Source organism: Citrobacter sp. RHBSTW-00881 (assembly GCF_013728515.1).
GTDB classification, from domain to species: domain Bacteria; phylum Pseudomonadota; class Gammaproteobacteria; order Enterobacterales; family Enterobacteriaceae; genus Citrobacter; species Citrobacter braakii.
Map to the genome: position 1 here is coordinate 1942979 of NZ_CP056269.1, position 21248 is coordinate 1964226.

At 54.0% G+C, this 21248-nt stretch carries 24 protein-coding genes and 1 riboswitch; of the genes, 21 read left to right on the forward strand and 3 right to left on the reverse strand.

What is annotated here, in order from left to right:
- Window positions 1-9: 9 nt before the first annotated feature.
- From pduC to pduA, 3 genes are read right to left on the reverse strand one after another with little or no spacing between them, the layout of a single operon-like run.
- The gene (gene pduC / locus HV311_RS09120) at window positions 10-1674 is read right to left on the reverse strand and encodes a propanediol dehydratase large subunit PduC (RefSeq protein ID WP_003030249.1); all 1665 of its coding nucleotides are present in this window, start codon (window positions 1672-1674) and stop codon (window positions 10-12) included.
- A gap of 18 nt (window positions 1675-1692) precedes the next feature.
- Complete coding sequence (gene pduB, locus HV311_RS09125) at window positions 1693-2505, reverse strand: propanediol utilization microcompartment protein PduB (protein ID WP_016153528.1); 813 nt, start codon at window positions 2503-2505, stop codon at window positions 1693-1695.
- A complete protein-coding gene (gene pduA / locus HV311_RS09130) occupies window positions 2505-2786 on the reverse strand; it encodes a propanediol utilization microcompartment protein PduA (RefSeq protein ID WP_003030255.1) in 282 nt (93 codons plus the stop codon). Before pduA ends, pduB begins: the two co-directional genes overlap by 1 nt.
- A gap of 525 nt (window positions 2787-3311) precedes the next feature.
- On the opposite strand from pduA, the gene pduF reads away from it, so the two are divergent.
- From pduF to cobS, 21 genes are all read left to right on the forward strand, one after another.
- Window positions 3312-4121 carry a propanediol diffusion facilitator PduF gene (gene pduF, locus HV311_RS09135; protein WP_016153527.1) on the forward strand — a complete coding sequence of 270 codons (810 nt, stop codon included), beginning with the start codon at window positions 3312-3314 and terminating at the stop codon, window positions 4119-4121.
- A 201-nt stretch (window positions 4122-4322) separates the two neighbouring features.
- A complete protein-coding gene (gene pocR / locus HV311_RS09140) occupies window positions 4323-5234 on the forward strand; it encodes a transcriptional regulator PocR (protein ID WP_016153526.1) in 912 nt (303 codons plus the stop codon).
- A gap of 332 nt (window positions 5235-5566) precedes the next feature.
- Window positions 5567-5741, forward strand: a riboswitch (cobalamin riboswitch).
- An 88-nt stretch (window positions 5742-5829) separates the two neighbouring features.
- Window positions 5830-7209: a cobyrinate a,c-diamide synthase gene (locus HV311_RS09145; protein ID WP_181630394.1), complete on the forward strand. Its 1380-nt coding sequence runs from the start codon at window positions 5830-5832 to the stop codon at window positions 7207-7209.
- On the forward strand, window positions 7206-8165 hold the full coding sequence (cbiB, locus tag HV311_RS09150) for an adenosylcobinamide-phosphate synthase CbiB (protein ID WP_047357938.1): 960 nt from the start codon (window positions 7206-7208) through the stop codon (window positions 8163-8165). Before HV311_RS09145 ends, cbiB begins: the two co-directional genes overlap by 4 nt.
- 10 nt (window positions 8166-8175) lie before the next feature.
- Window positions 8176-8808 carry a cobalt-precorrin-8 methylmutase gene (locus HV311_RS09155; RefSeq protein WP_008785140.1) on the forward strand — a complete coding sequence of 211 codons (633 nt, stop codon included), beginning with the start codon at window positions 8176-8178 and terminating at the stop codon, window positions 8806-8808.
- A complete protein-coding gene (cbiD, locus tag HV311_RS09160; RefSeq protein ID WP_016153523.1) occupies window positions 8805-9941 on the forward strand; it encodes a cobalt-precorrin-5B (C(1))-methyltransferase CbiD in 1137 nt (378 codons plus the stop codon). The genes HV311_RS09155 and cbiD overlap by 4 nt, the downstream gene beginning before the upstream one ends.
- A complete protein-coding gene (locus tag HV311_RS09165; RefSeq protein ID WP_191221006.1) occupies window positions 9935-10540 on the forward strand; it encodes a cobalt-precorrin-7 (C(5))-methyltransferase in 606 nt (201 codons plus the stop codon). Before cbiD ends, HV311_RS09165 begins: the two co-directional genes overlap by 7 nt.
- On the forward strand, window positions 10530-11099 hold the full coding sequence (locus HV311_RS09170) for a decarboxylating cobalt-precorrin-6B (C(15))-methyltransferase (protein ID WP_016153521.1): 570 nt from the start codon (window positions 10530-10532) through the stop codon (window positions 11097-11099). Before HV311_RS09165 ends, HV311_RS09170 begins: the two co-directional genes overlap by 11 nt.
- Complete coding sequence (locus HV311_RS09175; protein WP_003030275.1) at window positions 11092-11865, forward strand: cobalt-precorrin-4 methyltransferase; 774 nt, start codon at window positions 11092-11094, stop codon at window positions 11863-11865. The genes HV311_RS09170 and HV311_RS09175 overlap by 8 nt, the downstream gene beginning before the upstream one ends.
- Window positions 11846-12901, forward strand: a complete 1056-nt coding sequence (cbiG, locus tag HV311_RS09180) for a cobalt-precorrin 5A hydrolase (protein WP_016156866.1) — start codon at window positions 11846-11848, stop codon at window positions 12899-12901. The genes HV311_RS09175 and cbiG overlap by 20 nt, the downstream gene beginning before the upstream one ends.
- A complete protein-coding gene (locus tag HV311_RS09185; RefSeq protein ID WP_003030278.1) occupies window positions 12901-13626 on the forward strand; it encodes a precorrin-3B C(17)-methyltransferase in 726 nt (241 codons plus the stop codon). Before cbiG ends, HV311_RS09185 begins: the two co-directional genes overlap by 1 nt.
- Entirely contained in the window at window positions 13623-14408 is a 786-nt protein-coding gene (locus HV311_RS09190) for a cobalt-precorrin-6A reductase (protein ID WP_047357942.1), read from the forward strand. The genes HV311_RS09185 and HV311_RS09190 overlap by 4 nt, the downstream gene beginning before the upstream one ends.
- A 10-nt stretch (window positions 14409-14418) precedes the next feature.
- Window positions 14419-15213 carry a sirohydrochlorin cobaltochelatase gene (gene cbiK, locus HV311_RS09195; RefSeq protein ID WP_019077091.1) on the forward strand — a complete coding sequence of 265 codons (795 nt, stop codon included), beginning with the start codon at window positions 14419-14421 and terminating at the stop codon, window positions 15211-15213.
- On the forward strand, window positions 15210-15923 hold the full coding sequence (locus tag HV311_RS09200; protein ID WP_016156863.1) for a cobalt-factor II C(20)-methyltransferase: 714 nt from the start codon (window positions 15210-15212) through the stop codon (window positions 15921-15923). The genes cbiK and HV311_RS09200 overlap by 4 nt, the downstream gene beginning before the upstream one ends.
- Window positions 15920-16657, forward strand: a complete 738-nt coding sequence (gene cbiM / locus HV311_RS09205; RefSeq protein ID WP_016153516.1) for a cobalt ECF transporter S component CbiM — start codon at window positions 15920-15922, stop codon at window positions 16655-16657. The genes HV311_RS09200 and cbiM overlap by 4 nt, the downstream gene beginning before the upstream one ends.
- Before the next feature lie 2 nt (window positions 16658-16659).
- Window positions 16660-16941: an energy-coupling factor ABC transporter substrate-binding protein gene (locus HV311_RS09210; protein ID WP_006683999.1), complete on the forward strand. Its 282-nt coding sequence runs from the start codon at window positions 16660-16662 to the stop codon at window positions 16939-16941.
- Window positions 16928-17605, forward strand: a complete 678-nt coding sequence (locus HV311_RS09215) for an energy-coupling factor ABC transporter transmembrane protein (protein WP_016156861.1) — start codon at window positions 16928-16930, stop codon at window positions 17603-17605. Before HV311_RS09210 ends, HV311_RS09215 begins: the two co-directional genes overlap by 14 nt.
- Window positions 17606-17613: 8 nt before the next feature.
- On the forward strand, window positions 17614-18429 hold the full coding sequence (locus HV311_RS09220; protein ID WP_016153514.1) for an energy-coupling factor ABC transporter ATP-binding protein: 816 nt from the start codon (window positions 17614-17616) through the stop codon (window positions 18427-18429).
- Window positions 18426-19946 carry a cobyric acid synthase gene (locus tag HV311_RS09225; protein WP_047357945.1) on the forward strand — a complete coding sequence of 507 codons (1521 nt, stop codon included), beginning with the start codon at window positions 18426-18428 and terminating at the stop codon, window positions 19944-19946. The genes HV311_RS09220 and HV311_RS09225 overlap by 4 nt, the downstream gene beginning before the upstream one ends.
- Entirely contained in the window at window positions 19943-20488 is a 546-nt protein-coding gene (gene cobU / locus HV311_RS09230) for a bifunctional adenosylcobinamide kinase/adenosylcobinamide-phosphate guanylyltransferase (protein WP_016153512.1), read from the forward strand. Before HV311_RS09225 ends, cobU begins: the two co-directional genes overlap by 4 nt.
- On the forward strand, window positions 20485-21228 hold the full coding sequence (cobS, locus tag HV311_RS09235; RefSeq protein WP_016153511.1) for an adenosylcobinamide-GDP ribazoletransferase: 744 nt from the start codon (window positions 20485-20487) through the stop codon (window positions 21226-21228). The genes cobU and cobS overlap by 4 nt, the downstream gene beginning before the upstream one ends.
- The last annotated feature ends 20 nt before the right edge of the window (window positions 21229-21248 follow it).

Here is a 21248-nt window from a genome sequence, read left to right on the forward strand (position 1 = left end):
TTTCACCCCTTAGCCAAGTTCGTTGGGATCAAGTGCGCCAGGGATGTTTTTGATCTCTTCCCAGCGTTCGCCTTGTAGGCGATAACCTGTTGCCGGACCGGCATAGTCATTGACGTCATTTACTGCGGATAGCACCTGTCCGTCGCCAACGATAATGGCGGAGGTATGCAGATAATCCCCGGTTAACTTGGCTTTCTGGATGTTGAGCATGTCCTGAGCGACATCGGTAAACCCGCCCTGAGCAAGGGCTTTCACCACTTCCAGACCGTTACGGTTTTTATTGATGATCTCTTGCGCAAACTTGATATCTTCAACGATGTTTCGCTCCGGCATATCTTTCGAACCGTGGGCGTAAGTCGCCGCTTCCACTTCTTCATCAGTGATTGGCGGTAATCCCATCCCGGCAAAGACGGCCTGCAGTGCACGTGCCGCTTTATTACGAATGGCGATAACGTCTTCTTCACGAACCGGACGCAGACCCCCATCTACCTTGAGGTCTCGCTGGAGAACGTTGTAGTCGTCAAAATCTTCGGCATCCTCGTTCGAACCCGCAAACATGTTGTCGTAGTTCGGTACAGCGGAATAACCGGAAGAGATGAAGTCAGTACCCGGCAGGAACTGCATCAGCAGGCGGGCAGTACGACGCATATCCGAGTGGGTAAAGGTTTGGTCGTTGCTGGAGGCACACTCCAGATCCAGGGAGGAACAGATCAGGTTTTCAGCTAACACCGCACGAATGCCTGACGGCACAGCGGAAGGCACGCCGATGCAGCTTACTGAACCATTTTGTAAACCCTGTACGCCAGCGGCTTTGGTGATGTAAATACAGCGGGCTTCAAGGTAAAGCATCGATTTACCTTCGGCGTAACCCATCTGAACTTCTGAGCCAGAACCGGAGGTAAAGCGCATTTTCAGACCGCGTGAGGCGTAGGAAGAGGCGAGGAAACCTTTCGACCATGGCGTGTCATCGCCATCGGTAAAGACGGGTTCAGTACCATAGACAGAGATGGTTTCCGCGTAACAGGTGTGGCCTAACATACCGAGTTTAAGTTCTGTCGCCTCTTCCAGCGAGCACTGGGTTAATACGCCAGGGCGCCCAACCTGTGAGCCGACTAACAGCGCAATGGCGTTAAAGGGTGCATAACGCGCAACGGCAACCGTCGTTTCTTGTTCGTCAAATCCGCGCCAGGCGCCTTCAGCCGCATCAGCGGCAATCTGCACCGGATTATCTTTAACGTTAGTGACGTGCGCCTGCTGAGACGGTGTACGACGAGCACGCATTTTCTGCATGGCCATCATCATCTCAACGACGTTCATATGGGACACCACTTCGACAATTTTTGCCGGGGTCATTGCGGTGGTCAGCGGCACAATGTCTTTGCGCTTCACGTTAGGATCGCAAAGCATATTGGCAAGTTTTACTGAGTCCATCGCCATGACTTCTTCAGCGCGCGCCAGGTTAATGCCATAGCGGGCAATGAAATGGTCAATTAAGTCAAATTCACTGGCGGATTTGCCGTCCAGTTCTGTGACTGTACCGTTGACGATTTTAATCGACGGTTTAGGGTCGTTCGGGCTTTCCATTGCAATGAAGCCTTCTTCGATCCACTCCTTAACGAAGCCATCCTGATTCACAGGGCGCTTCGCCAGTGCTTCAAATCTTTTCGATCTCATGAATCAGCCTCACTGATATCAGATGTAGGACGGACGATCGTTTTTCGGTTCTGAGCCGAGGGTCCCGAGTACGGTTTTACCGATTTCGCGGGCGGAGATAACGGCCTGACGCACAGCGCCGGAATCGCCTGAAATGACCAGAATGGCTTCGTTACTGAAGCTGGTGCCATGGGCAGGGGAGCTGTAGGCCACAACTTCCACGTTGGCGGATTTCAGCGCAGTATCAGCCATCAGGACACCAACGGATGCCGGGGCGCCGACAATCACGCCACAGGCACGGCCAATCGGTGCACCAAAGGCTTTTTCCAGCGCGTAGCTGGCGCGTGCGGTGTATTGCATTTCGATGTGACCGGCTTCGTTGGCATACACATCGCCAAAGGTGCGATCCAGTTCTTTCAGCGCAACCTCAATTCCGCGTTTCACGTCGGAAACATCGTTGCCGCCGAGAATAATCAGCGAACCGTGACCCGCGCCGCCTTTGGTATCACGTGGCAACTCAATACTGACGACTTCAGTATTGGTGGCTTTTACCGCTTCATCTGCGGCCATGATGTGCGGGCCTGCACCAGTACGCGCGCCAAGGATGCCAATGGAGCGATACCGTTTTTCAAGTTTCATTGCGTCCAGTAGGGCGCTGTCCACGTTGGCGATTACCAGACCGACGGTGTCGCCAATCGCAGTACCGACAAACTCCGTTAAACTGCAGCTTTTCTCTGCCATAGCCGTTTCTCGTGTTGGAGGATTATTTTCAGGGATAGCCTGCTGTTCCGGCGTTGCCACGCGAGCAATCACCTGCGCCATGATCTGATCAACCAGCTCATTGCTGCTCATTAGCTAATTCCCTTCGGTAAGATTTTTTCTACATCGGTATGAGGGCGTGGGATGACGTGTACGGCTTTCACTTCTCCCACATTACGTGCTGCGGCGGCACCTGCATCTGTTGCTGCTTTGACTGCGCCAACATCGCCGCGGACAATGACTGTTACCAGCCCCGAACCAATTTTTTCGTAGCCGACCAGCATTACATTGGCTGACTTCACCATTGCATCTGCGGCCTCTATGGCTGCAGTCAAGCCTTTGGTTTCTACCATTCCTAACGCTTCTTGTTGCATAAAGACCTCGTCTGGGTTGTCCCGATGTTCATGACTATAAAAAGAAGCGAGGAAAAAGAATGGCTGACTTGAAATTGAGAGTGAAAAAATAATAGAGGTAAGGTGATATAAAATTGCCATTAATTATTTTAACTTGTTGTTTTTAATGGGTATATTAAATATTATTGATGTGATTATTTAGTTATGTCAGTTCCACATTTACACTTTTTCTGGTGACATTATAAATATCATTTGCTATGCGAAAAAAATGAAATTGTGATGGTGGTTTGAAAACGGATTTCTGCTAATAGCAATATTTTATTGTTTTGAAAATGTCCGTGTAATACGCGAAATCCCGATTGTCTCTAATGTTTTAATAAAGTGCGTAGCAAGAATTTGCTATTGCGCCACGATTTTAAAGGGCAAGCTATCCGCAGAATGCCAACAATTTGCTGATACGGCCTTTTATAGTAAGCCTCGAAGTATTCTACTTGCCAGTAAGGAGTCCGCTGGTAAAGACACGAACTCTGCTTAGAAGGTGTCACAATGAACGATTCACTAAAAGCGCAATGCATTGCTGAGTTTTTGGGTACCGGGCTATTTTTGTTTTTTGGTATTGGCTGCCTGAGCGCTCTGAAAGTCGCAGGTGCCAGCCTGGGATTGTGGGAAATCTGCATCATTTGGGGTCTGGGGATCTCGCTTGCAGTCTACCTGACAGCCGGGATCTCTGGCGCGCATCTCAACCCTGCTATCACCATCGCACTGTGGCTGTTTGCCTGTTTTCCGGGGCGCAAAGTTTTACCTTACACTGTGGCGCAGGTCGCGGGGGCCTTTGGTGGCGCTTTGCTGGCTTATTTGCTCTACGGCAGTCTGTTTACCGAGTATGAGTCGGCCCACCAGATGGTGCGCGGCAGTCTGGAAAGCCTGCACCTTGCCAGTATTTTTAGTACTTATCCTGCGGCGGCGCTCAGCGTCTGGCAGGCAGCGTTGGTCGAAGTGGTGATTACCTCCATTCTTATGGGGATGATCATGGCACTGACTGACGACGGTAACGGCGTTCCTAAAGGTCCGTTGGCGCCATTGCTGATTGGTATTCTGGTTGCTGTTATCGGCGCATCCACCGGTCCGCTAACCGGATTTGCGATGAATCCGGCGCGTGATTTTGGTCCTAAATTGTTTGCCTGGATGGCCGGGTGGGGAGATGTTGCGATGACCGGCGGGCGTGATATCCCTTATTTCATTGTACCGATTGTGGCCCCTATCATCGGCGCGTGCGCGGGTGCAGCAATTTATCGTTATTTGATTGGCAAAAATTTACCCTGTAATACGTGTAAGCTGGACGAAAATGAGAGCTAGCTTCACAGAAGAAGTTTATTTTTGAAAAGTAAAAACTGTTTTCGTGATCCGGTATCCTGAACTGCCCAAAAAGTCTCCCAAGAATGGGAGACTTTTGTTATGTTCAATTACGACTTTCATCAATGCTCAGGATGGCTGGGTGAAAATGAATGTGAATAATATGTTTTATTTATAACAATAAATTAACTGAGAGGTTTTATCATGATTTCTGCGAGTGCCCTGAACTCAGAACTCATTAATAAAATCGCACAGGATTTTGCGCAGGCCACCAGTCTGGCCGTTGTGGTTGTCAATATTCACGGTGATGAAATTTCTGAGCTTTTTAATTTCACCCCTTTTTGCCAGTTGATGCGTCAGCATCCTCAGCACAGTACCCGTTGTCGTATGAGCGATCGCTGTGGAGGGCTGGAAGCCTCTAAATCCGATCAACCCTGCATCTATCGCTGTCACGCCGGACTTACCGATTTCTCAATTCCGCTGGTCATTGCGGGGCACCTGGTAGGGTTTGTGCTTTGTGGCCAGGTACGCTTAAGTAACGATGTTGGTTTGGTTGATATTCTGAATGTAGATGACCGCTGGCAAGCCGATCCCGAACTGGTCAACGAGTTTCGTAATGTACCGGAAATGGATTATTCGCGAGTCATCGCCTCAGCGGATCTGCTGAAGCTCATCGTGGAAAATTGCCTTAAGAAACAACTTAATTTTGTGGTTATCAAAGATAACCCGCAGCAGTCAGAGCCGGTACGCGCTAACCGCAGCACCAATCCTCATGACAGCAAAATGAAAAAAGCACTGCGTTATATTGATGCGCATTTATCAGACGAATTGCGTCTGGAGGATGTCGCCTCTCATGTTTACCTTAGCCCTTACTATTTCAGCAAATTGTTCAAAAAATATCATGGTATCGGTTTTAACGCATGGGTAAACCAGCAGCGAATGGCCAGTGCAAAAGAGCTGCTTTGCCACAGTGACTGGAGCATAGCCAGCATTGCGCGTAATTTAGGATTTTCGCAAACCAGTTATTTTTGCAAAGTTTTTCGTCAAACGTATCAGGTCACGCCGCAGGCATTTCGCCAACAAATAAATGTCATTTCACGTGGCGAATCCGCTTAAATGGCAATATTTTGCTATTGCCGATTTTTGATATAGGGCGCTATGCCAGTCATTATAAAATGAAAAGTAGCGACAGCAGTCAATAAATTGTCATAGCGCAACAAAATATTAGTATTAGAGGGATAAACTGCACCAGTTTTTATTTTTGTGATGAGATACAGTGTCTCTGTGAATGACTTTCTTTATTCTTTGTTGGCACTTTCACTCAGAATGCGAGCATATGAATAAGTGGGTTTATGCCAGGTAATTGGTTGAATGAACCCGGCAAGATATTAAATTGAATTATTGTCATGAGGTCGTGAATTTACCTCATAACAGAGAGCTTAATTAATCAGGCTCTTGAACTGACAGGTTTGCCACATTTGTGGTAGGGAAGGGGGTGAGAATCCCCCGCAGCCCCCGCTGCTGTGATGCTGACGACCCCGTATTGACCACTGATCGCAAGATTGGGAAGGACGGGTGAGGATGACGCTAAGCCAGAAGACCTGCCTGTCAGTGACTACCAACAACTTCGGTGGGAAGTGGGTGGTTCAGATGCATACAGTCGAGAGACTGGGTATCTTTACACCCCTACCACCCTGAACAGGATCAGGGTATGGCGGCCAATTTTCACGCTTTTGTTCTTGCAGGTACCGGAAGCGGCTGTGGTAAAACCACGGTGACGCTGGGCTTGTTGAGCTTGTTGAAAAAACGCGGTTTACGCGTCCAGCCTTGCAAAGTAGGCCCCGATTACCTTGATACCGGCTGGCATACCGCGGTATGCGGCACTGCTTCCCGCAATCTTGATAGCTTCATGCTTCCCGTCCCCACCCTGAATGCTTTATTTCGCGAGCACATGCAACATGCGGATATCGCCGTTATTGAAGGCGTTATGGGGTTGTATGACGGATACGGCACCGACCCAAACTACTGCAGCACCGCCGCGATGGCCAAACAGTTAGGCTGTCCGGTTATCCTACTGGTTGATGGCAAAGCCGTTTCCACCTCGATCGCCGCGACGGTAATGGGGTTTCAGCATTTTGATCCAACCCTGAATATTGCCGGCGTTATTGTTAACCGGGTTAACAGCGAAACGCATTACCAGCTCCTGAAAGTGGCGATTGAGCGTTACTGCGCTGTACCCGTCTTAGGCTACGTTCCCCGTATGGAAGGCGTTGCGCTTCCTGAGCGTCATCTGGGTTTGGTTACCGCGCGTGAGTCGGTTATCAACCAGCAGCCGTGGCAGGCGTTTGCCGCGACGCTGGAGCAAACCCTTGATATCGACGCGCTGTTGAGATTAAGCCAGTTAAACACGCTTCCTGCGGGTGAATGGCCAGCGCTGCCCGCCGCAGACGCCGGGGCAGGGCTAACGCTTGCCATCGCCGATGACGAAGCGTTCAATTTCTACTACCCGGACAACATTACGCTACTGGAGCGCACGGGGCTTAAGATTGTCCGTTTTAGCCCGTTGCACGACACCTGTTTACCCGACTGTCAGATGATCTGGCTGGGGGGCGGATATCCTGAGTTACATGCTGCGGCGTTGGCCCGTAATATTGCAATGCTTAACCAACTGCGGGCGGCGCACCAGCAGGGTGTCGCGATTTATGCCGAGTGCGGGGGGCTGATGTACCTCGGCAGTTCGCTGGAAGACAGCCAGGGTGATACCTGGCTGATGGCGGATATCATTCCCGGTCACAGCAAAATGGGAAAACGTCTGACCCGATTTGGCTACTGCGAAGCGCAGGCCGCGCAGCAAACGTTGTTAGCTGCAGAAGGCGAAGTGCTGCGCGGACATGAATTCCACTACTCCGATTTTACCCCTGAAACCTCCGCGGTGATGAACTGTCGCAAAGTGCGCGATGGCAAAACGCTGCAAGCCTGGTCCGGCGGCTGGCAGGTGGGAAATACCTTTGCCAGCTATCTACACGTTCATTTTGCTCAACGTCCGCAGATGCTTAACCACTGGCTGGCAGCCGCGAGGAGCGCACTATGACCATCCTCGCGTGGTGTGTTGCCTGGCTGCTTGATTTTATCATCGGCGATCCGCAGAACTGGCCGCATCCAGTGCGCTGGATTGGCAATCTGATTTCTGCAGTGCAGCGAGTTGTTCGGCGTTACTGCCATAGCGACCGTGCGCTACGCATCGGTGGCGCGGTGATGTGGATTGTGGTGGTTGGGCTGACCTGGGCTGTGTCCTGGGGAGTACTGGCGCTGGCGCACTCTATTCATCCCTGGCTTGGTTGGGTGGTTGAGGTCTGGATGATCTTTACCGTGCTGGCCGGGCGCTGCCTGGCAAACGCCGCGCAGGATGTCGAGCGTCCGCTACGTGCCGGTAACCTTGCTGCAAGTCGGGAAAAGCTGTCATGGATTGTGGGACGCGATACCTCGCAATTACAGCCACAGCAGATCAATCGCGGCGTAGTGGAAACCGTGGCTGAGAACACCGTTGATGGCATCATTGCGCCGCTGTTCTTCTTGCTCCTCGGCGGTGCGCCTCTGGCGATGGCCTACAAAGCGGTAAACACCCTTGACTCCATGGTGGGCTACAAACATGAAAAATACCGCGCTATCGGTATGGTCAGCGCTCGTCTGGACGATGTCGCAAATTATATTCCCGCGAGACTAAGTTGGCTGCTGCTGGGCGCAGCGGCATTTTTATGTCGCCAGGACGGCGCGCGTGCTTTGCAGATTGGCTGGCGCGATCGCTACAACCACAGCAGCCCCAACTGCGCGTGGTCAGAAGCGTCCGTTGCCGGGGCATTAGGAATTCGTCTGGGTGGTCCTAATGACTACTTTGGCGAGCGCGTTGAGAAACCGTGGATCGGTGATGCACAACGCGACATTTCGGTAGACGACATTTCCCATACGATTCGATTGATGTGGGTGGCATCGATGCTGGCACTGGCGCTGTTTATTGCGCTGCGGTGGCTGCTGGTCGGTGTGGCCTGAGGACAACACAATGCAATATATCCAGCAACCCCAGGCGATTGAGGCCAAAAGTTTCGACATTATTGGCGAGATCATCCGTGAAACCCGCCCGGACTATCAGTTTGCCAGCCCGTTACATGAAGCCATTATCAAGCGGGTCATTCACACGACAGCGGATTTCGACTGGCTGGACATTCTGTGGTTTTCCAGTGATGTGCTGGAGCAGTTCTGTGCGGCGCTTAGCCGTTCGAGCGTGATTTATACCGATACCACTATGGCCCTTTCCGGGATTAATAAAACGCTGCTGGCAAAATTCGGTGGCGAATGCCGCTGCTACATCAGCGACCCGCGGGTCGTGCGGACGGCAAAAGAGCAGGGCATTACCCGGTCAATGGCGGCCGTTGACATTGCGGTGAAGGAAGAGGGTGAAAAGCTGTTTGTTTTTGGCAACGCGCCGACAGCGCTGTTCCGCCTGCTTGAGCATGATGTGGCCGTCAGTGGTGTCGTTGGCGTACCGGTTGGGTTCGTCGGTGCAGAAGAGTCGAAAGATGCACTGACCCAAAGCAATCTACCCGCCATTGCTGCGTTAGGTCGTAAAGGGGGAAGTAACGTCGCCGCCGCGATCGTCAACGCCATGCTTTATCACATGCAGGGGGCGCGATGAGCGAGTCCTTCGATACGCCTGTGTGGCACAACGGTAAAGCGCTGCGTAAAGGATATACCACGGGATCGTGCGCGACGGCGGCGGCAAAAGTGGCGGCGCTGATGGTATTGCGCCAGCACCTGATCCACCAGGTTTCTATCGTGACGCCATCAGGTGTGACGCTGTGTCTGAACGTAGAGTCGCCGCATATCGAAGGACAGCAGGCGATAGCCGCCATCCGCAAAGACGGTGGCGATGATGTGGATGCCACCCACGGCATGCTGATTTTTGCCCGCGTGACGTTAAACGATAGCAAAGAGATAACCCTTCAGGGCGGGGAAGGCGTCGGCACGGTAACCCGCAAAGGGATCGGCCTGCCGGTGGGCAGTTCGGCGATTAATCGCACACCTCGCCAGACCATTGAGTCTGCGGTTCGTGAGGCGATTGGTCCGAATCGTGGGGCGCAAATTGAAATTTTCGCGCCGGAAGGCGAAGAGCGGGCACAAAAAACCTACAACTCCCGCCTTGGCATTCTGGGCGGCATTTCGATCATTGGCACGACTGGGATCGTCACGCCGATGTCAGAAGAAAGCTGGAAACGTTCACTGTCGCTGGAGCTGGAAATTAAGCGAGCGGCGGGGCTGGAGCGTGTCGTACTGGTGCCAGGAAACCACGGCGAACGTTTTGTGCGTGAGCAGATGGGGATCGACACCCAGGTTGTGGTCACTATGAGCAATTTTGTCGGCTACATGATTGAAGAAGCCGTACGCCTGGGGTTCCGACAAATTGTGCTGGTGGGACACCCTGGTAAGCTCGTCAAAATTGCGGCGGGGATCTTTCATACCCACAGCCATATTGCCGATGCTCGCATGGAAACGCTGGTGGCCCACCTCGCGTTACTGGGTGCGCCGCTGGAACTGCTCACGCTGGTCAGCGACTGCGATACCACCGAGGCGGCGATGGAACACATAGAAGCATACGGTTTTCAGCACATTTACAACCATCTGGCTAAGCGCATCTGTATGCGCGTCCTGCAAACGTTGCGCTTTACCAAAAATCCCCCGACCTGTGACGCCATCATGTTCTCTTTTGATAATCAGGTACTTGGAAGTAATCGCCCGGTCGCAGAGATTGCTGAGGAGATGCAATGTTAACCGTTGTAGGGATGGGACCAGCCGGTTTGCATTTGATGACGCCTGCGGCGCGCGAAGCGGTCGCAACGGCTGATGTTCTGATCGGTGGAAAGCGACATTTGCAGCAATTCCCGGATTTTACCGGTGAACAGTTTGTTCTCGGCGCCAATATTCTCGAACTCTTGAACTGGATTTGCGCGCACCAGGAGCAACGCGTTGTGGTGCTGGCATCTGGCGATCCGCTGTTTTACGGCATCGGGACGCGCATGGTGGCGCATTTCGGTATTGAAAATGTGCGCATTATTCCCGGTATTAGCGCGGTGCAGTACCTGTGTGCGCAGTCCGGTATTGATATGAACGATATGTGGCTGACCAGTAGCCATGGTCGCAGCGTCTGTTTCGATGAACTGGCGCGACATAACAAGGTGGCGATGGTGACAGATGCGCAGTGCGGCCCGCGTGAAATTGCGCAGCAGCTCATTGCACGAGGCAAGGGACATCGCTGGATGGTGATTGGCGAAAACCTGGCAATGGAAAACGAACGGATCCATTTCCTGCCTGTGAACGAAGTTAACGCCGACTATGACATGAATGCAGTGGTGATCCTTGATGAAAGATGAGCTGTTTTTACGTGGAGAGAAAGTGCCGATGACCAAAGAAGCGGTACGTGCACTTGCCCTCTCAAAACTTGAATTACACCGCGCCAGTCACCTGATTGATATTGGCGCGGGAACCGGCAGCGTGTCGATAGAAGCCGCGCTGCAATACCCTGGATTGCGCGTGACGGCAATCGAGCGTAACCCGGCGGCGCTCAGGTTGCTGGATGAAAACCGCCAGCATTTTGCCTGTGCAAACATCGACATTTTTCCCGGTGTTGCGCCGATGACCATCGCTGAAAAAGCCGATGCCATTTTCATGGGCGGCAGCGGTGGCCATTTGACTGAACTGATTGACTGGTCAATGCGTCAATTGCATCCCGCAGGGCGGCTGGTGATGACATTCATCCTCCAGGAAAACCTCAACACCGCGCTGGCACATCTGGACCATCTTGGCGTACCGGGAGTGGATTGCCTGCAGCTACAGGTTTCCTCGCTTACCACGCTTGGCAGTGGTCACTATTTCAAACCGAATAACCCCGTATTTGTTATCGCCTGTCAGAAGGAAGGAAACCATGTCTGAGATTTTTGATCCCCGTAGCGTGTGGTTTGTTGGCGCAGGTCCTGGCGATCGCGAGCTGATTACCCTCAAAGGTTACCGGTTGCTACAGCAGGCGCAGGTTGTTATCTACGCCGGATCGCTGATTAACACCGAACTGCTGGAATATTGTCCTGCTGGTGCTGAATGCCACGACAGCGCTGAACTGCATCTGGAGCAGATCCTTGATCTGATGGAAGCCGGAGTGAAAGCGGGTAAGACCGTGGTGCGTCTGCAAACCGGCGATGTTTCGCTGTACGGTTCCGTGCGCGAGCAGGGCGAGGAACTGACCAAACGCGGGATTGACTGGCAGGTGGTGCCGGGTGTCAGTGCATTCCTTGGTGCGGCGGCGGAGTTGGGCGTTGAGTATACCGTGCCTGAGGTCTCACAGAGCCTGATCATTACCCGCCTGGAAGGACGCACGCCGGTGCCGGAGCGCGAACAGCTGGAGTCATTTGCCAGTCACCAGACATCTATGGCGATTTATCTGTCCGTTCAGCGTATTCATCGTGTGGCCGAGCGTTTGATTGAAGGCGGTTATCCGGCGACCACGCCCGTGGCGGTGATCTACAAGGCAACCTGGCCGGAAAGCCAGACTGTGCGCGGTACCCTGGCGGATATTGGCGACAAGGTTCGTGATGCGGGCATCCGTAAAACGGCCCTTATTCTGGTCGGTAATTTCCTGGGCTCGGAGTATCACTACTCCAAACTCTATGCGGCGGACTTTAGCCATGAATACCGTAAAGCCTGAGTCAATTGCGCTTTTTTGCCTGACCCCGGGAGGCGTTACGCTGGCAAAACGTCTGGCGGCCATGCTGCCGGTCACCTGTTTTACCAGTGAAAAGCTGCTGGAGGAGGGATTTATTCCTTTCGAAAACGGCTTTGCGAATACCGCCCGCGAAGCGTTTGCGAATTACTCGGCGCTGATTTTTATCGGTGCGACCGGCATTGCGGTGCGCGTGCTGGCCCCGCTGGTCAACGACAAATTTTGCGATCCGGCGGTGGTGGTCATTGATGAACGCGCCCAGCATGTCATTAGCCTGCTCTCCGGTCACGCGGGCGGTGCCAATGCGCTGGCGCGGTATCTGGCGGGCATGTTGGGCGCCGATCCGGTGATCACCACGGCGACGGATGTCAACGATATGGCGGCACTGGATACGCTGGCATTTCAACTGAATGCCCGGATGTGTGATTTCCGTTCGGCGGTGAAGATCGTTAATCAGATGCTGGTCAGTAATAAGCGGGTGGGGCTGTGGTGGGATGATGAACTGACGCAGGATGTCAGTCATTGCGACCGGCGCGGATTTATCACGGTAACCGATCTCAATCAGCTTCCTGAACTGGATGCGCTGGTGTGTATCACCTTACGCACCAACTTACCCGATCTGCCTGTTCCGCACTGGAAGCTGGTGCCACAACGTGTTGTGGCCGGAATTGGTTGTCGTCGTGACACGCCGTTCCCGTTGCTGGCCGCGCTGCTTGCCAGGCAACTCGAAGCCCAGCAGCTCGATCCGCTGGCGCTTAAAGCGATTGGCAGTATCACGCTGAAAAAAGATGAACAGGGACTTATCCAACTGGCTTCGTGCTGTCGCGTTCCTTTCGAAACCTTTACTGCTGACGCGCTGCGTGAGCATGAACACCGTTTCCCGGCCTCATCGTTTGTTCGCAAAACGGTGGGTACAGGAAGCGTTTCCGGTCCTGCAGCCTGGCTGCTGAGCCACGGAAAACTGTTAGGCGAGACCCTGCGAGAACAGGGCGTCACTATCACTTTGGGAGTTTCACACTGATGTTAAGCGTAATTGGAATTGGCCCTGGCTCGCAGGCAATGATGACCATGGAAGCCGTTGAAGCATTGCAGGCAGCGGAAATCATCGTTGGCTATAAAACCTACACCCACCTGGTAAAAGCGTTCACTGGCGACAAGCAGGTGATCAAAACCGGGATGTGCAAAGAAATTGAACGCTGCCAGGCGGCGATCGAACTGGCGCAGGCAGGTCACAATGTGGCGCTGATCAGCAGCGGTGATGCAGGGATTTACGGTATGGCCGGGCTGGTGCTTGAGCTTGTCAGCAAGCAAAAGCTGGACGTTGAGGTCAGGCTGATCCCAGGAATGACGGCAAGCATTGCCGCCGCCTCTTTGCTGGGCGCGCCGTTGATGCACGACTTCTGCCACATCAGCTTGAGCGATCTGTTAACACCGTGGCCAGTTATCGAAAAACGTATAGTGGCTGCCGGCGAAGCAGACTTTGTAATCTGTTTCTACAACCCGCGCAGTCGGGGTCGCGAAGGACATCTGGCGCGCGCATTTGAGCTGCTTTCTGCCAGCAAGAGCGCGCAAACGCCGGTGGGTATTGTGAAGTCAGCCGGACGTAAAAAACAGGAAAAATGGTTGACCACCCTGGGTGAAATGGACTTTGAACCGGTTGATATGACCAGCCTTGTGATCGTTGGCAACAAAACAACCTATGTTCAGGACGGCCTGATGATCACGCCACGAGGTTATGTGCTGTGAATTACGGTGATGTGTTGGTCATGGGCGGTACCAGCGATGCGCGCATGCTGTGCCAGCAACTGGACGCAGCCAATGTGGCCTACACCCTGTCAGTTGCGACCCCAACGGGGAAGCAGCTGGCGGGAGATATCAAAGGTCAGGTGCGCTGCGGGCGTCTGGAGCGCGAACAAATGATTGCCTGGCTACAGGAAAATCAGACGCGCTGGGTGATAGACGCCTCGCATCCGTATGCCGAGGTGGTGAGCCGCAACATCATGAACGCCTGCGAAGCGGCGGGGGTACTGCTGAGCCGCTATCAACGTCCTGAGCAGTTGAGCGGTTTAACCCATCCGCAGCTTTATACCGTACAGAGTATTCAGCAAGCCTGCGAGGTTGCGCGCCGCTTCGGTGACCGCGTGCTGCTGACGACCGGTAGTAAAGATCTGGCTATCTGGCGCGAAGGGTTGCCTGAAAAAACGCTGCTGGCGCGCGTCCTGCCTGTACCCGAGGTTATTCAGCAATGCGCGGACCTGGGATTTGGCGTCGGTGAGATTTTTGCATTGTGCGGGCCGTTTAGCGCCGAGTTCAACGCTGCGTTTTATCGCCAGTGTCAGGCTGATGTGGTGATCACTAAGGCATCCGGTGCGGAAGGTGGTTATCAGGAAAAAGTTCAACCCTGTCTGGATGCTGGTATCCCCTGCATCGTGATTACACGTCCGGCACCGTTGGTGACGGGAGAAGAGTTACTGGAAAGTCAGGCCGCCTTTGGGGCGCGTTTAACGCGCTGGCTGGCCGCTGCTTAAGGAGTTAGAGATGAAAAAGGCGCTTCTGGTGGTCAGCTTTGGCACCAGCTATCACGACACCTGTGAGAAAAATATTGTGGCTTGCGAGAGCGATCTCGCAGCCAGTTGCCCTGACCGCGACCTGTTTCGGGCGTTTACCTCCGGGATGATTATCCGCAAGCTCAAGCAGCGCGACGGCATTGAGATCGACACGCCGCTGCAGGCGCTGCAAAAGCTGGCGGAGCAGGGGTATCAGGACGTGGCTATTCAGTCGTTGCACATTATCAACGGTGATGAATACGAAAAAATTGTCCGCGAAGTGCAAAGCATGCGCCCGCTTTTTTCTCGCCTGACGCTGGGTGTTCCGCTGCTGAGCAGCCATGACGATTACGCCCAGCTGATGCTGGCGCTGCAACAGCAGATGCCGGTGCTTGGCGAAAATGAAAAAGTGGTGTTTATGGGACACGGTGCCAGCCATCATGCCTTTGCCGCCTATGCCTGCCTCGACCATATGATGACGGCACAGCGCTACCCGGCGCGGGTTGGGGCGGTGGAAAGCTACCCGGAAGTCGATGTGCTGATTGAAAGTTTGTCTCAGGAAGGGGTGACGGCGGTGCATCTGATGCCGCTGATGTTAGTTGCTGGCGATCATGCCATCAATGATATGGCCTCTGACGAAGAGGATTCGTGGAAAACATTGTTCAATGCGGCTGGGATACCGGCTACGCCGTGGCTCAGTGGTCTGGGTGAGAATCCGGCGGTTCGCGCTATGTTCGTGGCGCATTTACAACAGGCGCTTAATGTGGCGCTGGAGGAAGCAGCATGAGCGGAAAACTGTACGCATTAAGCACCGGGCCGGGCGCTTCCGATCTTATCACCGTGCGGGCCGCACGCACGCTGGGTACGCTGGATATTCTCTATGCGCCCGCCGGGCGTAAAGGTGGCGACAGTCTGGCGCTGTCGATCGTACGTGAATATATCGGCGAGCAGACCGAAGTTCGCTGCTGCCATTTTCCTATGAGTGCTGACAGCGCCGAAAAAGAGGCAGTATGGGATGACGTTGCGGCCGCGCTGGTTCAGGAAGTCGAAGCGGGTAAGCAGGTGGGCTTTATTACACTCGGCGACGCCATGCTGTTCAGCACCTGGGTTTTTTTACTCCAGCGTATTGGCTGTCCTGACTGGTTAGAAATCGTCCCGGGCGTGACCTCTTTCGCTGCGATTGCCGCGCGTTCAAAAACGCCGCTCGCCATGGAGCAACAGTCACTGGCCGTGGTCTCCTGTACCGCGCCGGAAGCGGAAATCCAGCAGGCGTTAAAGCAGCATGACAGTCTGGTGCTGATGAAGGTATACGGTCGTTTTGCGCGCATCAAAGCGCTGCTGCAACAAGAGGGTTTGTTGGGCTGTGCATTGATGATGTCTGAAGCCACGCTGCCGGGTGAACAGTGCTGGCGTCATCTCGATGAGGTGAGCGACGATCAGCCGCTGCCTTATTTCTCGACCATTCTGGTCAATAAACAGTGGGAGTATGCACAATGAAGCTTGAACAACAGCTAAAACAGCTGTCTTTCAGCGGGTTGGCTGCGGCGCTATTACTGATGGTTGTTCCTGAACAAGCGTTCGCCATGCACATAATGGAAGGTTTCTTGCCACCGATGTGGGCGCTGGCCTGGTGGCTGCTGTTTTTACCGTGCCTGTGGTACGGGCTGGTGCGGCTGCGGCAAATCGTGCAGGAAGATAGTCACCAAAAAGTGTTACTGGCTCTGTGCGGCGCGTTTATTTTTGTGCTGTCGGCGCTGAAAATTCCTTCTGTTACCGGAAGTTGCTCGCACCCTACCGGGGTAGGTCTGGCGGTTATCCTGTTTGGACCGGGCGTGGTGGCAATCCTTGGGGCAATCGTCCTGCTGTTCCAGGCGCTGTTACTGGCGCACGGTGGTTTGACAACGCTTGGCGCTAACGGCATGTCGATGGCGGTGATTGGCCCGGTGGTGGGTTACATGGTGTGGAAAATGGCCTGCCGTGCGGGGTTGCGTCGTGATGTTTGCGTCTTCCTGTGCGCGATGCTGGCGGATCTCGTCACCTATTTCGTGACCTCGGTGCAACTGGGCGTGGCGTTCCCGGACCCATCCGCCGGTGCTACGGGTTCAATCATCAAGTTCATGGGGATTTTCTGCCTGACGCAGATCCCAATTGCGATAGCGGAAGGTCTGCTCACCGTAATGATTTATGACCAGTTAACCAAACGGCAGTTGATTACCGCTCAAGGACATTAACGATGAAAAAGACGCTGATTTTGTTAGGGATGGTAGTGGCGCTGGTGATCCTGCCGTTCTTTATCAACCATGGTGGAGAGTACGGTGGCTCAGACGGTGAGGCGGAGAGTCAGATTCAGGCAATTGCCCCACATTATGAGCCGTGGTTCCAGCCGTTGTATGAACCGGCAAGCGGTGAGATTGAAAGCCTGCTGTTTACGCTCCAGGGATCGCTGGGCGCAGCCGTGATTTTCTACATTCTGGGTTACACCAAGGGCAGGCAACGTCGTGATGACCGGGCTTGACAGGCTTAGCTATCAAAGCCGCTGGTTTCATGTCTCACCCGTGCGGAAATTTCTGCTCTGGCTGATGATGATGATTCTGGCGTTTACTCTGCCCCCGTTGGGGCAGGGTATTGAGCTGTTACTGATTGCCGCGCTGAGCTGCTGGCTGCTGCGCATTTCCTTCTGGCGCTGGTGTCGCTGGATGGCATTACCGTTTGGTTTTCTGACGGTCGGCGTCGTGACCATTCTGTTTAGTTTTAGCCGCGATCCGCAGACGCTGCTGGCCAGCATCCCCGTTGGAAGCTATTGGTTAGGCGTTAGCGCGCCAGGGCTTGTCACAGCCAATGAAACCTTCTGGCGCAGCCTGGCTGCGCTGGCGGCGACGTTCTGGCTGGTCCTGAATCTGCCGTTTCCGCAATTAATTATCTTACTCAAACGCGCGCACGTTCCTCGCCTGCTCACTGAGCAGATCCTGCTAACCTGGCGCTTTATTTTTATCCTGTTAGACGAGGCGCTGGCTATTCATCGCGCACAAACGCTACGTTTTGGTTATCGTAGCTTGCCGTTGGGCTATCGCTCGCTGGCGATGCTGGTGGGATTGCTGTTTACCCGCGTGTTGATCCGCTACCAGCAAATGACCACCACACTGGATATCAAACTGTATCAGGGTGATTTTCACCTGTAAGGAAAAGTATGCTTGCCACTTCAGCGCTTTGGTTTCGCTATCAGGATGACCCGATCCTCAAAGGGCTAACGCTGGACTTTTCAACGCATGCCGTCACCGGGCTGGTCGGTGCTAATGGCTGCGGGAAATCCACGCTGTTTATGAACCTGAGTGGTTTACTGCGCCCGCAGGAAGGCGCGGTGATGTGGCAAGGCAAACCGCTGGATTACAGCAAGCGCGGCCTGCTGGCGCTGCGACAGCAGGTGGCAACCGTATTTCAGGATCCCGATCAGCAAATTTTTTATACCGATATCGACAGCGATATTGCCTTCAGCCTGCGCAACCTTGGGGTGGATGAGACTGAAATCTCCCGCCGGGTGGATGATGCGCTCACGCTGGTCGATGCCCAGCATTTTCGCCATCAGCCTATTCAGTGTTTAAGCCACGGGCAAAAAAAACGTGTGGCGATTGCCGGGGCGTTGGTGTTGCAGGCGCAGTATTTGCTACTGGATGAACCTACTGCGGGCCTTGACCCATCAGGCCGCACGCAGATGATTGAGATAATCAAACGCATCGTAGCACAAGGAAACCACGTGGTTATCTCCAGCCATGATATCGATCTTATCTATGAAGTCAGCGATGCAGTGTACGTTTTACGCCGGGGGGAAGTGCTAACGCACGGCTCGCCGGGTGATGTGTTTGCCCGGACGGATCTTATTGAACAAGCGGGATTAACTCAGCCCTGGCTGGTGAAGCTGCATACCGAGCTGGGCTTCCCGCTGTGTAAAACAGAGGCTGAATTTTTTAGCTGTATGCGAGAGAACGCACTGAAGGAGGCGTCATGACGCAGGCAATAATGTTGCAGGGAACGGCATCTGATGTAGGTAAAAGCGTGTTGGTCGCCGGTCTGTGTCGAATTTTTTATCAGGATGGACTGCGTACCGCACCGTTCAAATCGCAGAACATGGCGCTGAACTCTGGCATTACGCCAGAGGGCAAAGAGATGGGCCGCGCGCAAATTTTTCAGGCTGAGGCCGCCGGTATTACGCCAGATGTGCGTATGAATCCGGTGCTGCTTAAGCCGACCAGCGATCGTAAAGCGCAGGTTGTACTGATGGGCAAAGTGGCAACCGATATGGATGCGGTGAGCTACCACGAGTACAAACCTAAACTACGGGATCAAATCCTGTCTGTTTATAACAGTCTGGCGCAGGAGTTCGATGTGCTGGTACTGGAAGGGGCGGGAAGCCCGGCTGAGATTAACCTGCGCGATCGCGATATCGTCAATATGGGTATGGCTGAAATGGCGCAGTGCCCTGTCGTTCTGGTGGCGGATATCGACCGCGGCGGGGTGTTTGCCTCCATTTACGGCACGCTGGCGCTACTGCACGACCATGAACGCGCCAGGGTAAAAGGGGTGATCATCAATAAGTTTCGCGGTGATGTGGCGTTGCTGTATTCCGGGATTGAGCAAATTGAAGCGCTGACCGGCGTTCCGGTCCTGGGCGTCATGCCATGGCTGGACGTTGACCTGGAAGATGAAGATGGCGTTGCGCTGCAAAAGGGCAAATATTTGCGCACAGACAAACGCGACATCGATATCGCCGTTGTTCAGATACCACACATTTCTAACTTTACTGATTTCAATGCGCTTGCCGCACAGCCGGATGTGCGCGTGCGCTATGTTCGCCAGCCTGAAGAGTTGGCGGGGGCCGATCTGGTGATTCTGCCCGGCAGCAAAAACACCCTGGGCGATCTGGTGTGGCTGCGTGAAAGCGGGATGGCGCATGGCGTGGTGCAATTACATCGTAATAACGTACCCGTGGTGGGGATTTGCGGTGGCTATCAAATGCTCGGCGAAACCATCATTGATGAAGTTGAGTCAGGACTCGGTACGTTGCCGGGTCTGGGCTTGCTCAATACCGTAACGCATTTTGCCCAGCATAAAACCACGACCCTGGTTGAGGGACAAATGTCCTCCTCGCTGCCGGACTGGCTGGCGGGTACCGCGGGATTATCCGTTCGCGGTTATGAAATCCATATGGGCGAAACGGCATTAACCGAGGAATGCCGGTCGGTGATGACGCTGCGTAAAGACGGCGGTAACGTGGCTGATGGCGCGGTCACTGCCGATGGCCTGGCGTTCGGCACCTATCTTCACGGTCTGTTCGACAGCGATGAATTTACCCGTGCGCTGGTTAATGGCCTGCGAGAACGTAAAGGGTTAGCGCCGCTGGATTCCACCTTCCATTACGCGCAATATAAATCGCAGCAGTTTGATCTGCTGGCGGATGCGATGCGGCAACACATCGATATTGAGAAAATTTATACCATCATGCAGCAACACCGGGAGCCAGTATGATGATTCTGGTGACTGGCGGCGCGCGAAGCGGCAAGAGTCGGCATGCGGAAGCGCTGATCGCAGACTCTCCAAACGTTTTGTATATCGCGACTTCGCAGATTTTTGATGAGGAGATGGCTGCGCGAATTCAGCATCATCGTGACGGACGTCCTGCGCACTGGCGTACAGCCGAACGCTGGCAACATCTCGATGAACTGATTACGGCAGCAAACGATCCACAAGAAGCCATTCTGCTGGAGTGCATCACCACGATGGTGACTAACCTGCTGTTTGCGCTGGGCGGTGACAGCGACCCGGATAGCTGGGATTACGCGGCGATGGAGCAATCTATTGAGGATGAAATTCGTTCGCTGATTGCGGCCTGTCAGCGCTGTCCGGCCAGGGTTGTGCTGGTCACTAACGAAGTCGGAATGGGGATTGTTCCGGAGAACCGTCTGGCACGGCATTTTCGCGATATTGCAGGACGTGTGAACCAGCGACTGGCGGCGGCGGCTGATGAGGTCTGGCTGGTGGTATCAGGAATTGGAGTCAAAATTAAATGAGTAAGTTGTTCTGGGCAATGCTCTCTTTTATTAGTCGCTTGCCCGTTCCTGCTCGCTGGTCGCAAGGACTGGATTTCGAGCACTATTCGCGTGGCATTGTGATGTTCCCGCTAATTGGCGTGGTGCTGGGAGGGTTGACGGGGCTGGTCTTTATGGCGCTGCAGCCCTGGTGTGGGGTGCCGTTGGCGGCCCTGTTTGCAGTCCTCACGCTGGCGTTATTGACCGGGGGATTTCATCTCGACGGTCTGGCGGATACCTGTGACGGTATTTTTTCGGCCCGTCGACGCGAGCGGATGCTGGAAATCATGCGTGACAGCCGCCTGGGGACTCACGGTGGACTGGCGTTAATTTTCGTGTTGCTGGCAAAAGTGCTGGTGGTGAGCGAACTGGCTTTGCGGGGCACGCCGATGCTGGCGGCGCTTGCTGCCGCTTGTGTCGCCGGGCGGGGTACCGCTGTTTTGCTGATGTATCGACATCGCTACGCCCGCGAAGAAGGGCTGGGCAACGTCTTTATCGGTAAAGTCACCGGGCGTCAAACCTGCGTCACGTTGGGATTCGCGGCGATCCTGGCTGCCGTGCTTCTTCCTGGCATGCGCGGCGTGGCGGCGCTGGTTGTTACGATGGTGGCGATTTTTATTCTTGGGCAGTTATTAAAACGCACGTTGGGTGGGCAAACCGGCGATACGCTGGGCGCTGCCATTGAACTTGGCGAGTTGATTTTCCTGCTGGCTCTGCTCTGAGTCAGCCAACATACTGGAAC